This is a genomic window from Rhodococcus sp. WS1 (assembly GCF_003797745.1).
Taxonomy (GTDB): domain Bacteria; phylum Actinomycetota; class Actinomycetes; order Mycobacteriales; family Mycobacteriaceae; genus Rhodococcus_F; species Rhodococcus_F erythropolis.
The window spans coordinates 2,314,778-2,331,632 of record NZ_RKLZ01000001.1; the positions used below are offsets into that span (position 1 = coordinate 2,314,778).

Genomic DNA, 16,855 nt, shown 5'->3' on the forward strand with positions numbered 1-16,855 from the left:
AGTAAGTAGCAAAGGCTACCCTTAATGAGGTGAGGGTATCAATACTGTGAGCCCCCGTATAGCGGTCGACCCCGCGGAGCGATGCGACGTATGTCATAGTTTCGCCCCTTCACTCACGTCATCCCCTTCGGCGATGGCCGCAGCCTCGATCACGTCGACCAGCTGACCTGCCCATTCACGGACCGCGCCCGCATCGACGCGGTCGGCACGGAACCCGAGAGTTGCAAAAACAGGCCCTTCGCCCACCGGCTCGTAAAAACTCAACGTCAAATCCGCATCGGGCACTCCCACCGGAATCGGTACGAGAGAACCGAAGTCGCCGAGCCCGTCCAAATCCGCCTGTTGGTGATGGATCACCATCACCTGAGGTCTCATGGACGCCGGATTACCCAGAGCCTGCTCGACATACACATACGAGACGTCCTGATTGCTCAGCGCTTCCAGGTTGCCTTCCCTCACCCGACCGAGCAATTCTGCAAACGTCGGACTACCGGACGTATCCGTGCGCAGGAGAACAACATTGAAGAAGGATCCGATCATCGGTTCGAGACGGGGATCCGACCTGCCCGCAACCAATGAACCGATCGGAAGATCGGTACCCGCCCCAGCCTTCGTGAGAACGGCTGCCAGCGCAGCCTGAAGGACCATGAACATGCTCGTCCCGGTGCGCGCAGCCAGCGCGTCGATTCTGGCGTGCAGATCCGCGTCGATGGCGACAGAGACCACGTCGCCCCGAGGTTCCGAGTCATCTTCCGGCAACGGAAGATTCACACTGGTCGGTATTCCGTCGAGCGCATCCTGCCAGTACGCAAGTTGCTTCGACGCACGGCTGTCGACGTCCAGGGGGTCTCCCAACAGCTCGTCCGACCACACGGTGTAGTCGGCGTAGGTCAACACAAGCTCGTCCCAGATCGGTTGATCTCCCTGCGACCTGGCTGCATAAGCAGAGACCAGATCTCCCAGCAGCGGCACTACGGACCACTCGTCGACGGCGATGTAGTGCATGACGAGAAGCAGTGTCCGAGAGCCGTCTTCACCGAGCACCAGATGAACCCGCAACGGCGATTGCTCACGCAGATCCATCGGAAGTTGAGCCAGTTCGAACACCACTCGACCTACATCGCCGGCGCCGACATCGACCACATCGACAGTCGGCCGCACCGATTCTCTTGCCACGACGATGCCGTCGACCTCGACAAAGGTGGTCCGCAGGGGTTCGTGCCGCGACGTCACATCGTCCAAGGCGTGCCCGAGAATCTCCGGATCGATCTTCGATTTCAGGGTCAGCGCCAGAGCGTGGCTTGCTTGCGGGTGCTCGCCGGCTGCGCGGAACAACTCCCACTGACGACGTTGCGGCGCAGACAGACCCATAGTCTCCGGACGCCTCGCCGCCGGCGCCAGGACCGGGCGTCCACCCTCCGAACGCGCAACGACTGCCGCCAACTCCGCAACGCTCGGTGCGTCGAACACGTCTCGAATACTGACGTCCACGCCGAACGCTTCACGAATGCGACCGACGAGTTTCATCGAAGCCATCGAATGTCCACCGAGTTCGAAGAAACTGTCGTGGACTCCGACGCTCGGGAGTTGCAATATCTCCGCGAAGGCAGCTGCAACCGTGGACTCCACGGCAGTGCGAGGAGCAACATCACCCGCCAACTCCGACCAGTCCGGAGCGGGCAACGCCTTGCGGTCGAGCTTTCCGTTGGGCGTCAACGGGAGCGGACCATCGAGAGCGACAACCATGGTCGGGACCATGTAATCGGGCAACGACATTGCAGCGAGATTTCGCACTGCCGTCGTGTCCACCACAGCACCGGGTTCGGGTGACACGTAACCGACCAGGCGCGTGATTTCGCCCTGCCGATCCGCGACGACCGTTGCCTGCTTCACCGAAGGATGGGCACTGAGAGCTCCGATGATTTCACCCAATTCGATTCGGAAACCGCGAATCTTGACCTGATCGTCCACGCGGCCGAGGAAGTCGATGTTCCCGTCCGAGCGCCACCGCGCTCGGTCGCCGGTGCGATACATGCGATCGCCCGCGGTGAAGGGATCGGCGATGAATCTCTGTGCCGTCAGATCGAACCGGCCCAGGTAGCCTCTCGCCAGGCCGCGTCCCGCGATGTACAGCTCGCCGGATACTCCCGGCGGAACCGGACGCAGTTGATCGTCGAGCACGTACGCCTGTTCGTTGGGGTCTGGGACTCCGATGGGCACAGCACCGTTCCAACCGGGTTCCGCCTGCCACAGAGTGTTGTTCACCGTGGCTTCGGTGAGTCCGTACGCAGCAAGCAAATTCAGCCGCTCCGCCCATCGCCCGATCAGCTCGGGCGGAACCGTCTCGGTTCCGACCAACACCGTGCAACCCTGCGGTACTTCACATCCCGCCGGCAGGGCGGCCAGCAACGAGGGAGGGATGATTGCATGAGTCACGCGATTGCTCGTCATGAAATCGGTCAACGCCGGGCCGGCCACTCGTGCGCTCTGCGGCACGATCACCAGGGTGCTGCTCGTGCACAGAGCCATCGCCAATTCGAATACCGCAACGTCGAAGCCGACCGAAGCAAACTGCATCACCACCGAACCCGGTACCAGTCGCATCCGAACCTCGGCTGTCGCAACAAGACTCGGAATACCGTCATGAGAAAGGACGGCGCCCTTCGGCTTGCCGGTCGATCCCGAAGTGTAGATGACATAGGCCGCGTGGTTGACGCCAACTGGTGGCCTGGGAGTTTCGACGATCGCTGCCTCTTCCAGTTCCGCAAGGATTAGCGGATCGTCCAAGAGGATTCGCTCGACGCCGGCCACATCCTCGATCCGCGAGCTTTCCTCCGAGGTGGACAGTAGTACCGACGTGCGAGAATCGGTGAGCATGTAGGCGATGCGCTCGCTCGGGTGGCTCAGATCCAGGGGTAGATACGCTGCCCCCAGCTTGAGCACGGCGAGGACCGACGCGACCATCTCCACCGAACGCGGGACGGCAAGTCCCACCACGTCTTCGACCGAGACCCCGCGCCGATACAGCACGCCGGCTATCCGATCACATTGCTCGGAGAGCTCGCGGTACGTGGCCTGCCCCGCCTCGTCGCGCACCGCAATCGCCTCGGGTGTAGCAGCGACCCCACGCGCGAAGGCGTCGTAGAACGTTTCCTCCGGCACGTCGACGGCGGTGTCATTGAACGAGGTGACAACCTGTTCGAGTTCGCCGGGCAAGAAGATGTCGATGTCGCCGATCTCAATGTCGGCCGATTCCACGACTGCCGCGATCACCGATTCCAATCGGTTCGAAATTCGCTGTGCTGTTTCGCGATCGAAGAGGTCGCTGCCGTATTCGAGTCGGACGTCGATGCAGCCTTCGTCGCCGAGGTACTCGGTGAAGTTGAACACCAGATCGAACTTGGCCGTGTACTCCTCGAGTTCGAACGGATCCCCGCCCATCTCCTCGCGGCTGTGATAGCCGACCATGACCTGGAACAGCGGGTTGCGTGCCAAGGTGCGCGACGGATTGAGGCGTTCCACCACAGTTTCGAAGGGAACATCGGCGTTGGCGAAGGCCTCGAGGTCTCCCTCGCGAATGCGATCCACCAACTCCCGGAACGTCGGGTTACCCGACGTATCCGTGCGCAGCACAATCGTATTGACGAAGAAGCCGACCAAGTCGTCGAGCCCCTGTTCACTACGTCCGGCTACGGGAGCGCCGAGGGGAAGGTCCTCACCCGCTCCGAGCGCAGTCAGCAACGCCGCCGACGCCGCGTGCAGGACCATGAACATCGAACTCTGGCTCTCGCGCGCCAGATCTCGCAGTGCGGCAGTTGTGTCCACACCCAACCGTGTTACCACTGCGCCACCGGAGAAACTCGGTCTGGCCGGTCGGCTCCGGTCGGTGGGAAGCAGCAGTTCCTCGGGGGCTCCGTCCAAACTCTTCGCCCAGAAGTCCAACTGCGTGCTCAGGACACTCGACGGATCGTCGGCGCTGCCGAGTAATTCCCGTTGCCACAGGGTGTAGTCCGCATACTGAACCGGTAGCGGTTCGAACGCTGGCTCCTCGCCCTGAATCCGAGAGGAGTAGGCAGACATCAGATCGCGCAGGAACGGCCGATCGGACCATTCGTCCGTTGCGATGTGATGCAGGACGATCACGACGATTACGGCACCGTCTACTCGGATCAGACGGGCGCGGATCGGAATCTCGTTCGAAAGGTCGAACGGACGGCCCACTGCCACTGCAACTTCGCCGGCGACACCGGATTCCCGTGAATGAACTGTCTCGACCGGAACCTTCGCCGATTCGAGAATTATCTGTTGCGGTGTTCCGTCCACCAACCGGAACACCGTACGCAAGGATTCGTGTCGTCCAACGACGTCACCCAGCGCCGCGGCGAAGACGTCCGCGTCCAATGCACTGTCCAAGCGGAGCACGATCGGGAAGTTGTAGGCCGCGGAGTTCTCTTCCATCTGTCCGATCAGCCACAAACGCTGTTGAGCGGCAGAAAGTGGAAGGTGGTCCGGCCGCGGCTTCGCTACCAGCATCGGTCGCGTCGATCCCTGCTCGACCACAATGCGTTCCGCGAGTTCCGCGACGGTCGGCGCTTCGAAGAGATCACGCATGGTCAGACTGTTCGGAATGGCGATCCGAGCTCGACTGATCAGTTTGGTGGCCAGAAGCGAGTGCCCACCGAGGTCGAAGAAGTTGTCGTCGACACCGATGTCGTCCACATCGAGTACGTCGGAGAAGAGCTCACAGAGAACCTCTTCCGTGTGGTTCCGCGGTGCAATCGACTCCCCACTCCGCTCCCCCAGCACCGAATCGGCCGTGGGCAGTGCCTTGACGTCGAGCTTGCCGTTGACGGTCATCGGTAGTGACTCCACCTCGATCACCACGGCCGGAACCATGTAGTCGGGTAGGAGAACTCGCGCCTGCGCGCGATAGTCGTGCACGGCGCCGAGTTGCACGGGTGTCACGTAGCCGACGAGCCTCTTGACTCCGCCCGCCCCGACGTCGACCACGACCGCTGCTTGCCGCACGTGCTCGTCGGATTCGAGAACGGAGACGATTTCGCTCGGCTCGATGCGGTGACCTCTGATCTTCACCTGGTCGTCGGTGCGGCCCAGGAAGTCCAGGTTGCCGTCAGCGCGTCGCCGAACCAGATCCCCGGTGCGGTACATACGTTCTCCGGTCCCGGCCGGATCTGCGACGAAGCGCTCGGACGTGAGCGCAAAGCGTCCGAGGTAGCCGCGAGCCAAACCGGCTCCGGCAATGTACAGTTCGCCGGCAACTCCATCGGGGACCGGTCGCAGCCAGCCGTCGAGAATGTGCGCGGCGGTGTTCCAGATCGGCTTGCCGACCGTCGGGGTGTCACTGTCGGTCGTTCCGCCGCCGAGAGTGTTGATCGTGTATTCCGTCGGACCGTAGAGGTTGTAGCCCACGGTTCCTTCGGTCTCGCGCAGCCTGTTCCACACCGAATCCGGAACGGCTTCACCGCCGAGCAGGACCAGCGGAGGACGGTGTTGTCCCACACCGTCGTCGAGCAGCCCGCTGTCGATCAGGTGCGTCGCGTAGGTCGGTGTCACGTTGACGACGTCGATTTCCTGTGCGTCGCAGTATGCAACGAGCGCCTCGGCATCACGACGCAGATCCTCGTCACAGATGTGGACCTCGTGACCTTCCACGAGCCACAGAAGTTCCTCCCACGACATGTCGAAGGCGAAGGACACGGTGTGCGCGATCCGCAGGCGCCGGCCCGTCGCGGCGATCACCGGTTCGAAGATCGCCTCTCGGTGGTTGAACTGCATGTTCGTCAGGCCGCGGTAACCGGTGGCCACGCCCTTGGGCTTGCCGGTCGAACCGGAGGTGTAGATGACGTACGCGGGGTGGTCGAGCCGATGCGGTGCTCCCGGGGCGAATGCTCCGAGTTCCGCCGCGGAGAGTGCCCGCGCCGAGATCGTCAGTCGCCTTGCCGCAGTGTCCGGCTCGTCGAGCACGATGGTCCGAATGTCCGCGGTGCGGACGTCCGCGCCTTCGAATTTCGGTGCGGCGGCGACAGTCGTCAGCAACACGACCGGATCTGCGTCGTCGATCATCACGGCCAACCGTTCGGCCGGATGGTCGAGTTCGAGAGGTAAATAGGCAGCACCCGTGCGCAATACGGCGAAGAGCGCGACGACCATGTCCACCGAGCGAGGCAGACCAAGAGCCACGATCTTTTCCGGCCCGGCGCCGTAGTTGATCAGCAACCGCGCCATCCGATTGATCTCGCCGTCGAGATCGGCGTAGGTCATCCGACGCTTCCCGAACACGAGTGCCGTGTCGTTCGGTTGCGCCGACGCCACCTCTTCGAACAGGTCGGCAATGGTGCGCTCCGGCAACTCTCGGATCTGCGTCTGCTGCGCTACCGCGGGAATCGGCGTCGCAACGACCGAACCTGTCATATCCTGCGACCAACTCTGGAGCAGGTCGACGAAGTGACCGAGCAGGTCCTCGGCTCGGCGCGCGGTCACCAGATGCGGATGGAACTCGAACTTGATGTTGACGGTGGTACCCGGGGTGACAACCACGGTCAGCGGATAGTGCGTGTGATCGATACTGTCGCTGCCGCTCACGTCGTGTGCGGCATTGAGTGCGTCGACCTGCTTCTCGTCCACGAAGTTCTGCAGGACCATCAGCACGTCGAACAGTTGACGATGCTCGGAAACACGTTGGATCGAGGCCAATCCGAGGTAGTCGAATGGCATCAGCGAAAGACGATCCGCCTGCGTTCGGCGAAGAAGTTCCTCGACGCTCTCGTTCGGATCCAGTTGCAGCCGAACGGGAACGGTGTTGAGGAACATGCCCACCACGGTGTCGATTCCCGGTACCTCCGGTGGCCTTCCGGCAACCGTGGAGCCGAAGACGACGTCCTGTCGACCGGTGGCCGACGCCAGCACCAGAGCCAGCGCTGCGTTCAGTACCGTATTGAACGTGACCCCGGACGCGGCAGCGCGCTCACGCAATGCACGCGAAAGCGGTTCCGACAGAACCGCATCGCGGCGATCCGGAAGCTGAGGTTCGACGCCGGGCGCAGGCTCGGCAACAAGCGTCGGCTCCTCGAGTCCTGCGAGCGCTCCGCGCCACCCCGCGTCGGCGGCTGCACCGTCGCGGTCGGCCAACCAGGCGAGGTAGGCCTCGAACGACCCCTCGGGTTCGCCGAATGCGCTGTCGTCCCCGCCGGTGTCGTACAGCGCCAGAAGCTGGCTGACGACAAGGCCGTTGGACCAGCCGTCCCACAACAGGAACTGCCTGTTGATCACCAGTCGATCATGTCCGCCGGGCAGATGCAGCACGCTCATACGCCACAGCGGCGGCGCGGTCAGGTCGAATGGAGTCACTCTGTCTTGGGCGGCGACGGCCTCGGCGCGCTCACGAGCAGCCGAGTCGTCGAGTTGACGGAGATCGTGGACGGCGACGGGAACATCGAGTCCCGCACTGAAGAACTGCACGGGCTCGTTCAGTCCTTCGCTCACGAATCCCGCTCGCAACGTGGGATTTCGTCGTTGAAGTGTCCGGGCGGCCGCAGCCAACTTGTCGACATCGAGGGTGTGCCCGAAATCCATCGAGAACTGTGCCGTGTAGATGTCTCCACCACTACTGCTGTCGCTGCTGCCTGCGTAGCCGGCTTGGAAGTACAGGCCTTCCTGCAACGGTGAGAGTGGGAGGATGCTGCTGACACCGGCCGGGCTCGCGTCGGCTATCGCGTCGATCTCGGCCTGACTCAGGTCGAGCAACGGCACATCGGACGGGGTCAGGATGGGAGGCCCGTCATGCTCCGCGGCCGCAGCCGCCAGATCGCCGAGCGCCGAAACCCAGCCGTCGGAGAGTGACTGCGCATCCTCCTCGGACAAATCTTCACTTGCCCAAGCGAAGTCGGCACGGAGTTCCGAATCCACGCTGACGACATTCACGATCAGCCGATACGGACCTCCCATGTCTGCGTCGGGATCGGTGGACATGGCTTCGGATTCCGCTGCCAGGGACCATGCTGTCGATCCAGCTGTCGTCGTACGTCCGAGATAATTGAACAGGATCTGAGATTCGGAGCGCCCCGCCAATCTCGATGCCGTACGTGCATTCACGTACCGCAACATCCCGTAGCCGATACCGCCGTCCGGAGCCGCCCGCAGGCTCTCCTTCACCTCGCGCAGCGTGTCCACCGGGTCGGTTCCGCCGAGCAGTCGCATCGGGGCAATCGTGGTGAACCAGCCGACTGTTCGCGACAGATCGGTCCCGGGTACCAATTCCTCGCGGCCGTGCCTTTCGAGATCGACCAGCAGTTCGCGCTCACTGCGACCGGTGGAACGACGCCAGCGCTCGACCGACATCACCAACGCAGCCAACAGAACATCCGTTCCCTCGGCACCCAGCATTGCCGCAACCGTTCCGAGTGCCGCCTCGGAGATTGCTCCGTCCACCGTGACCGTGCGCCTCGCGCCTCCGGATACAACGGCATAGCTCGCGGTACCGGGGATCAACTCCGCGCCCGGAGCGGTCACGGTCAACCAGTGATCGAGTTCGGCAAATCGATGAGCACTGCTTGCGTGTTCGGCCACCGTGCGGGAGAAGGTACGCAGCGAAGTTCCGACGGCGTCCAATGCTGCGGGCTCTCCGGCCTCGACGGCCACCCAGGCCATCGCGAGATCCTCGAGCAGGGTTCCCCACGAAACCCCGTCCACGACCAGATGGTGCGCGACTATCGCGAGTCGGCCCAGATTCTCAGCGCCGCAATCGAACCAGACCACCGAGACCATCCGTCCTGCAGACGGATCCAATCGACTGGTCGCCCACTCGGAACGTTCGGTGATGAGCGTCCGCAACTCGGCGTCATCCAGTCCCCGAGCATCAACGCGTACGACAAGGTTCGCTGCCCGGATACTGCCGGGTTCCTCGATCCGCGCCGACCACATTCCGCGGTCATGTCGGATCAAGGTTTGGCGAAGTCCGTCGTGGTGATCGAGCACGGCCTGCAATGCGCCGGTGATCGAATCGAGAGATGTTGCCGGAGAGTGGATCAGAACTGCCTGGTTGAAGCGATCGGTACCACCCGTCCATTCGGACAAGCGGTGCACCACCGGCAGCGGAACCAGCTCACCCACGCCGATGTCGGCCGTGACGGTGGCAACCGACGTGGCGACATCACCCACCGCTGCGGCGATCGCAGCGGGAGTGCGCAATTCGAAGATCTGACGCGGGGTCAGTACTACCGAATCACGACGAGCCAGGTTGACCAGTCGGATCGCCAGGATACTGTCGCCGCCGAGAGTGAAGAAGTCGTCGCGTGCCCCGACGCGTGGCAGGCCGAGAACTGTCGCGAAATGCCTGGCGAGGAGGTCGGCAACGCCCGAGGAAACTACTCCCGTCGTTTCGCCCACCTGTGCCGCGAAATCCGGTGCCGGTAGGGCTTTTCGGTCGAGCTTGCCACTCGGGCTCAGCGGCAGCGACTCGAGCCGCACGAACGCGCTTGGCACCATGAACTCCGGTAGCACGGACAACAACTGCCCTCGAACCGCAGCGTCATCAGCATCTCCGACCAGATAGGCGACCACCTGTGCGCGGTTACTCGGACCGTCGGTTCGGACGATCACGGCACTTGCCGAGACTCCGGGGCACAATGCCAACTGCGCTTCGATTTCACCGAGCTCGATGCGGAATCCACGAACCTTCACCTGCTCGTCGACACGGCCGAGGTACTCGAGAACGCCGTCGGCATTCCACCGCACGATGTCACCGGTCCGGTACATCCGCGAGCCGCCGTCGCTGTACGGATTCGCCACAAATCTTTCGGAAGTCAATCCCCCACGTCCATGGTAACCACGCGCCAGTTGTGGTCCAGCCAGATACAGCTCACCGGTGGCACCGGCCGGAACGTTCTGCAGATACGGATCGAGAACGAACAGGCCGGTATTGACGGCGGGTGCGCCGATCGGGACACTCACCGCTTCTGCCGGAGTGTCCTGCACCGATGGCTGCCAACTGACGTCGACGGCAGCCTCGGTGGGGCCGTAGAGGTTGTCCACCAGAACGTTCGGCAGGATCTCGGCAACCTTGCGCGCAACGTGAACGGGCAGTGCCTCACCGCTGCAGTTGACGATCTCGAGGGAAGAGCACAGTGCTGCTTTCGGCTCCGCAAGAAACACTTCGAGCATCGACGGAACAAAATGCACTCGGGTTACGGAATGTTCGACGATGACGTCGGCCAGATAGCCCGGATCCTTGTGCCCGTCCGGCTCGGCCATCACCAGAGTTGCCCCCACCAGGAACGGCCAGAAGAATTCGGGGACGGAGACGTCGAAACTCGACGGGGTCTTCTGCAGCATCCGGTCGGAGAAGTCCAGCGGACGTATCTGCTGCGCCCAGAGCAATCGGTTGACCACACCCTCGTTGGTGACCACAACGCCTTTGGGACGACCGGTCGAACCCGAGGTGTAGATCATGTACGCGGCATCCGCGGGCGATCCTGGGACACTCAGCGGTTCGGCTGGGAACTGCGCGGACTCCGATACCGTCACCCGCGGAACCGAACCCGAATCGAGTGAAGAATCTTCCGACACCACGACGCACACCGGATCGGCGTCGTCCAGCATGTACGTCAGCCGCTCCGCCGGATAGCCGGTGTCGAGCGGAACGTATGCTCCCCCGGCCTTCCCGATGCCGAGTATCGCAACCATCAGATCGACCGAGCGCGGCAAGGCAACCGCCACCAATGATTCACGTCCGACGCCACGTTCGTGCAGCAGATGCGCAAAACGATCAGCGCGAGAGTGAAGTTCGGCGTAGGTCAACGACTCTTCACGGAAGATCACTGCGGTGGCTTCGGGCGTACGCCCGGCTTGATCCTGCAGCAACTCGGTCAGCGTTGCGCGCGGCCGATCCAAGGCCGTGCCGATGCTACCCGGCTGTGCGGGTGCCAGCGCGATCCGGCCGATGACCTGGTCGAGATCGCGAGAGAGCTCGGTGAGTACGACTGCGAGAGCTTCGGCCAGCGACGCAGCGGCATCGCCGTCCACCTGAGCAGCGTCGTACTTCAATTCCAACGCCAATTGATCGCCGGGGACGACGATCAGGGTCAGCGGGTAGGCCGGTCGCTCGTCGAATCGAATTCCCGTCAGTCGCACCGAGTTCGTCGGATCAGCGATTGCCGTGTCACCGAGTGGATAGTTCTCGAACACGACCAGTGATTCGAAGTTCTGCTCCAGTCCGCCGGTCCGCCGCAGTTCCGGTAGCCCCAGGTACTGATGGTCGAGTAGTTCCGATTGTTCCCTCTGCCAACGAGAAAGTGCTTGCGCAGCTGTCTCTGCCGGATCGAACCGCAACCGAGCCGGCACAGTGTTGATGAACAAGCCCACCATGGACTCGATGCCGGGCAGGTCTCCACCGCGTCCCGATACGGTTGATCCGAACAGCACGTCTGATCGGCCGGTCATTCGGCCGAACACCAGTCCCCAGGCGCCGTGCACGAGCGTGCTCAGCGTCAAACCGTGGGAGCGTCCGGTGGTCGACAGCGCGCGAGTATCACTGTCGGACAGCTCGACTCGGGTAGCATGGATTCCGCTGCTGCTCGCGCTCGGCGCGGGAAGTTCGACCGCGGGCCCGGGAGAGTTCAGTGCTTTTCTCCACACCGCTGCCGAAGCCTCGTGATCGTGGCCGGCCAACCATTCGAGGTAGCTGCGGTACGGCGCCGGACTCGGGAGCACCACGCCGGAATCGCCAACGCTGTACGACGCCATCAGCTCCCGCAGCATCACCGGGACCGACCATCCGTCTGCAACCGCATGGTGAATCGACTGCAGCAGAAGGTACTTCTCCGAAGAAGCACGGAGCAGTGTGTAACGGACGAGCGGCGGTTGCGCGAGGTCGAACCCACGCGCACGCTCGGCGGAAAGCAGTTCATCCACATCGGCGCCGGCATCCGTGACTACTGCCATCTCCACGACGACGCTCGGGTGCACCACCTGCACGACCCGGCCGTCGCCCAGGACCGAGAATCCGGTGCGCAGCGCCTCGTGTCGATCCACGACGGATTGCAGCGCACGGCGCAGAGCCGCGCTGTCCACGGCGCCGGTCAGCTCCACGACCTGTTGCACGACATACTGATCAGCCCCCGGATCGGCAAAAGCCGAATGGAAGTAGATCCCTTCCTGCAACGGAGTGAGCGGGAGAATCTCTTCTGCCTTCGGCAACCCGTCCGCATCGGCCTGAGTGAGCGCCACCAGAGGGTAGTCGGACGGTGTCGCGCCGCCGAAGGCTGCGAGCCCGGACACGGCCTTGAGCGAGTCCAGCCACAACCGCGCAAACCTGTCGATGTCGCTACGCAGGAAGATATTCGACGCCCAGGTCAGAGTGGCCCGCAGTCGTGGCCCACCGGCCGCTTCCTCGGCTACGACGTCGACAGACAACGCGTGACCCAACGGCATGGACGGATCGGCAGCGCCGTCCATCGACACCGGGAACCAGTCCCCCTCTGCAACTGCAGTGCGCCCCAGATAGTTTAGCACCACCTCGGGTGCTGCGACGCTGCGCAACTGATCCGAGCTGCCGAGGTATCGCAATGCGCCGTACCCGAAGCCTGCGTTCGGGACGCGTCGAAGTTGCTCCTTGACACTCTTGAGAACCGCCGCCAACTCGCCGCTCGCTTCGAGATCCGGAGCGGCTGTACCGATCTCGAGTGCAACCGGGAATACCGTGGTGAACCATCCGACAGTACGTGTCAGGTCGACGTGCGCAGCGCCGTCACCGCGAACGATGTCTTCGTCGCGTCCGTGCCCTTCCAAGTCGATGGTCACCGATGCGGCACCGCTCCACTTGGTCAGCGCAACGGCCAATGCGGTGATCAGCACTTCGCTCACGTCGGCCCCGAATGCCCGTGGGACACTGCCCAACAATCGATCGGCGAATTCCGGAGGCAGGGTGATCGATCGCGCCGCGGCGGTGCGCGCGAGGTCAACTGCCGGGTCGAGTGCCCGACGGCCGAGAGGTGACTGTTGTGCGGAAGTCACCGAGTCCCAGAACTCGATCTCCGAGTCCAGTCGCCCGGCTCCGACCGCCTCCGAAACGAGTTCGGCGTACCTTCTCACCGACGTGCCGACCGAAGCGAGTGAGGGTTCGTCGCCTTGTATCGCTGCGATACCCGCGCGCGCAAGGTCTTCGAGGATGATGCGCCAGGAGACACCGTCGACGACCGCGTGGTGGATGACAAGCAACAGTCTTCCGGGACCGGTCGCAGTGGTGAAAAGAACAGCACTGACCATCGTGCCGTCTGCCGGGTTCAGACGCCTGACGGCTCGCTCGGTCTCGGCGACGATCAGCGGTCCGCATTCTTCGAGCGGCACCGGTAGTGCACGGGTCTCGAAGACCACAGCCAATTCGTTGGTGGCCGGAACAAGCAGCGATCCTTCGGAAGTCAACTTCGCACGAAGTCCATCGTGGCGTGCCACCAGGGCATCGAGCGCCGCCTCGACATGCTCGGACGTCAAAGCTGACGGAGTCTGAATCAGCGCTCGCTGATGGAAGGTTCGTGCTACGTCCGGCGTCCCGAGGGCCCTGGCAGCGATGGGCGTCGTGGCTACGTGGCCGATCGGTTCGTCCGAATGATCGACGATCTCAGCCGTTCGGCCGGATTGGGCGCGCGCCATCGCCTCGGCGGTGCGCAGCTGAAACACCTCGCGTGGACTGATCGACAAACCGGCTGCACGAGCCGCGGTCACGAGCGAGATCGCGACGATGCTGTCACCGCCCAGTGCAAAGAAATCGTCGGTCACGCCAACCGATTCGAGACCTACCGCCGACGCGATCAACGTGCAGAATTGTTGTTCGACTTCGTTTCTCGCGGCGACGTGTGCACTCAGTTCGGCGAGATCGGGCTCAGGAAGGGCTCGACGGTCGAGTTTGCCATTGGCCGTGAGCGGAAACTCGTCGAGGACAGTGACGGTGGTCGGGACCATGTAGTCGGGCAGCTTGCTCGCCGCCCACTCGCGAATGTCCTGTGAGTCGACCGCAAGGTTCGTCCCCGACGCTGCACTCACGTACGCGGCGAGATACTTTGCACCTGTGGGTGCTTGACGCACCAGAACTGCCACGTGGCGCACTCCGGGGTGTGAGATCACGGCGGCTTCGACGTCTTCGAGTTCGAGACGCATGCCACGAATCTTCACCTGATTGTCCGTGCGCCCCAGGAAGTCGAGGGTGCCGTCGGCGGTCCATCGGGCCAAGTCACCGGTGCGATACATCCGGGATCCGGCCAAATCTCCGGAAACAAAGGGATCCGCGAGAAAACGAGACGCGGTCAACGCCGACGCGCCCACATATCCGCGCCCCAGTAAGAAGCCCGCTGCGTAGAGTTCGCCGCCGGTGCCGACCGGAACCGGCTGCAGGTCACCGTCCAACACGTACAGGCGAGTGTTGGGGTTCGGGCGCCCGATGGATGTGGCAATTCGTTCCGCGTCCTCGCGGTAGATCACATGGGAGACACCGATAGTCGCTTCCGCCGGCCCGTAGCCGTGATACAGCGTCGTGGACAGTTGAGCGCGGAACCGATCGAAGAGTTCAGGCGTGAGAACCTCACCGCCGCACCACACGTGCTTCAACGAATCGAGCTGATCAGTCCCGTTCGCCAGATCCAGAAGGATGTCGAGCATCGACGAGACCAGGTAGACGAAAGTGACCGATTCTCCGGCGATCAGGTCGAGCAGGTATTGCGGGTCGCGTTCCCCCTCTGGCTTCGCGATCACCAATCGACCGCCGGAGACGAGCGGGAGCAGGATCTCGTTGATCGAGATGTCGAACGAGAGTGGGGCTTTGAACAGAGAGGCATCACCGGACCCGAACCCGAGAATCCGCTCCCGCTGCCACAGCAACCTTGCGCAGATTGCCTCGTGGCGGATCATGGCGCCCTTCGGACGTCCGGTCGAACCGGACGTGAAAATGACATATGCGAGTTGGGCACCATGAATACGAATGCCGGAGGTCATTATCTCGGACAGGCCCGAAGGCCCGTCCTCGTACGCCCACGCGGAGAGATCGACCAATACGGAGTCGTCTGCACCGTCCGAGGTGAGCACCAATGTGGCACCGGCATCGGCGAGGACCGATTCGCGGCGCTCTGCGGGCCAGGACGGATCCAGTGGCACGAAGGCGCCGCCGGCGCACATGACGGCCAACAACCCCACCACCATCTCGGCGGATCTCGGAAGGCCGATCGCCACAACGGTTTCGGGTGCGATACCGCGAGAGATCAAGTGCGCGGCGAGCTGCGATACCCGACTTTCGAGCTCGCCGTAGGTCAGCCGAACGTTGCCGTCGACCACGGCGACAGCGCCCCGATCGGCCGAGAAGCTGCTGCGCAACAAATCCGGCACCGTCGTCACGGGCTGCGGTTCTGCGGTGTCGTTCCACCCATGGAGAACGAGTTCACGCTCCGAGGGCGACATGGGGTCGAGTGCCGAGATCGGAAGCTGCGGCTCGGCCACGAATCGATCGAGGAACTGTTCGATTCTGGCGGTGTGATCGGCCAACTCCCTGTCGAATCCGGCCGGGGCGCGGACGTCGATCTCGATCGGTTCCCCGTCCTGACCACCGCGCACGCTCAGATCCAGGTCACTGACCCGACCGGTCACCGAATTACGCACGCGCACCGGGCAGCCGCCGAAGGTGAGTGTGTGTTCGAACATCATCGAGTTGATGCCGGGACCGAAGACCTGGCGGTCGGGATCGATTGCTCGCACGTCGCGTGCGAGATCCTCTCCCCGGTACCGCCCGTGCTTGAGTATCGAGATCAAGGCGGTATCGAGACGAGTTGCCAACTGGCCGATGGTTTCCGAGCGTTCGACCCGAATACCGAGCGGCAGAATCGTCGACGCCATCGAGGGAGTGCGCCGCATGTCGCGACCCACCCGAGCGGCCATCGGCACCGAGACGACAACGTCGTGTTGTCCGGTGGTTCGTGCAATGTACGCGATCAGCGCAGCCATGGGCAGGCGAGTTCGCCGAATCCCGGCGTCGGCGGCATAGCGATAGAGCTGCGCTGCACGATCGACGTCGAGCGTGAGCATCGCCGCGATCGGCGGCAGCGAATCATCCACCTGCCCATGCAAAATCCGCGTCGCTTCCGGTCCTGATTCAACTCGTTCGACCCAGTACTGACGGTCGAGCTGGAACCGCGGAGAGTTCCGGTATTCCAGATCGGCCGCCACCACCGCATCGAGCGACCACACCGGCGCCGCAGTCTCGAGGTTCGGATCGTCGTACCGCTCGGCGACGTCGGCGACGATGAGCGAGATGCCGTACCCGTCGACCACGCTGTGGTGATAGCGCTGATACCAGATGACTCGGTCGTCAGCAGTTCGCAGAAGCACCTGGCGGAACAGCAGATCGTCCGCACCGAAGACCCGAGCCATATCGGTGTCCATCCACGACTGCGCAGTCGAATCGGGATCCGCCTCGGCGCGAAGGTCGAGAATCTCCACGTCCCAGCGCGCATCCGGAATCGGCACCTGGATCAGCTGGTTGTCAGCATCCGCCCGAAAGTGCACGAACAGCGCTTCGACGCGTCCGACTGTGGCCTTGATCGCCGCTGCCGCGCGCTCGACGTCGATCGTGCCGTCGACCTCGACGACAAGTCCGATGTTGTACACCGGACTGCTCGGATCGACGTTCTGAGCAACCCACACCTCACGCTGAGCGGCCGTCGCCGGGAGGGCTGCGTCCAGATCGCCACCGCCCGATACAGACGGGTGAGCTACCTGAGAGTGGTCAGACATCGAGAAATCCGATCATCGTCGTTCATGCTCATCGAACGACGAACACCCTCGCAAGTTTAGGGTAGGC

1 protein-coding gene is annotated in these 16,855 nt (G+C 63.1%); it reads right to left on the reverse strand.

From position 1 onward, the window contains the following. Window positions 1–93 precede the first annotated feature (93 nt). Entirely contained in the window at window positions 94–16,788 is a 16,695-nt protein-coding gene (locus tag EEB12_RS10700) for a non-ribosomal peptide synthetase (RefSeq protein WP_141487748.1), read from the reverse strand. Between the last annotated feature and the right edge of the window lie 67 nt (window positions 16,789–16,855).